The following is a 1,519-nucleotide window of genomic DNA, read 5'->3' on the forward strand; positions in this document are numbered from 1 at the left end:
AACCTTGGAGAAGGCGGCTTGAGCTGCTGAAACTCTGACCCGTGAGGGCGTGCGAGGAGATCCACCCCTGTGACATCGCATCACCCGGTACCCGACCCCGAGGTACCAGCAAAGCCCCGAACAAGGACATACACCGCCGCGTACAAGGCGCGGATCCTGGCCGAGTACGAGACCCTCGACAAGGCCGGCAAGGGCGCCCTGCTTCGTCGGGAAGGCCTGTACACGTCGCTGCTCGCGGCGTGGAAGCACCAGCGTGACGCCGGCGCCCGCGAGGCCCTGGCCAAGCCGGCCGGGCGGCCGAAGACCGACCCGGCGATGCGGGAGGCAGCCCGGTTGCGGGCCGACAACGAGCGACTGCGCGCCGAGTTGGACAAGGCCCGCACGGTGATCGAGGTGCAGGGAAAACTCTCCGCGCTGTTGGGGCAACTCGCGACCGACAGCCAGCACAGCGGGAGCGAGCCGACACCATGATCGACGCTGCGATCACCGAACTGACACCGCTGATCGGGGTCCGGGCGGCGTGCCGGGCCACTGGCCGGCCGCAGGCCAACCACTACCGCCGGCACCGCCAGACACCCTCGCCACCACGGCCGGCGCTCGAACCCAGACCGCAGCCACGCGCCCTGAGCGCGGCCGAGCGTGACAGCGTCCGGGCGCTGCTCAACAGCCCCGACTTCGCCGACATGGCCCCTGCGGCCGTCTACCACACCCTGCTGGATGAGGGCGTGTACGTGGCGTCGGTGTCGAGCATGTACCGGATCCTGCGCACCCACGGCGAAGTCAGGGAGCGCCGCCGCCACGCGGTGCACCCGCCGAAGGTCAAGCCCGAGCTGATCGCCGACGCCCCCAATCGCGTGTGGTCGTGGGACATCACGAAGCTGCGCGGCCCGGCCAAGCGGGACTTCTACCACCTGTATGCGGTGATCGACATCTACAGCCGCTACACCGTCGCGTGGCTGCTCGCCGAGCGCGAAGACGCCGCCCTGGCCGAACGGCTGCTGTCCGACGCGATCACCAAGCAGGGCATCGCGCGTGAGCAGTTGACCATCCACGCCGACCGCGGCACCTCCATGGCGTCCAGGACCGTCGCGCAGATGATGGCCGACCTCGGCGTGACCAAGTCCCACTCCCGGCCCAGGTGCAGCAACGACAACCCGTTCTCCGAGGCCCAGTTCAAGACCCTGAAATACCGGCCCGACTTCCCCGACCGCTTCGGCAGCATCCAGGACGCCCGAGCGCACTGCCGGGCCTTCTTCACCTGGTACAACACGATCCACCGGCACTCCGGCATCGGCTGGCACACCCCACACGACGTCCACCACGGCCACGCCCAGATCGTCCGCGACGCCCGCACCGACGTCCTGACCACCGCTTACGCCCGCAACCCCGAACGGTTCGTCCGCGGCATCCCACAACCACCCGCCCTACCCGAACCCGCGTGGATCAACAAGCCCGACGACGAGCCGACTCAGTCAACGAACCCCTGAACCACCCGCCCCGAAAAGGTTGACACCTTCCG

General features: G+C 68.9%; 1 protein-coding gene. It reads left to right on the forward strand.

Going from position 1 to position 1,519, the window contains the following annotated elements; all coding sequences use genetic code 11:
- Nucleotides 1-69 precede the first annotated feature (69 nt).
- Nucleotides 70-1,487 (forward strand): IS3 family transposase gene (locus ACWD6N_RS37710; RefSeq protein WP_387331137.1). Its coding sequence is split into 2 segments (ribosomal slippage): nucleotides 70-400 and nucleotides 400-1,487, totalling 1,419 coding nucleotides; the frame shifts between segments, so codons are not numbered across the junction.
- Nucleotides 1,488-1,519 lie beyond the last annotated feature (32 nt).

It is taken from the genome of Micromonospora sp. NPDC005163 (assembly GCF_053599835.1).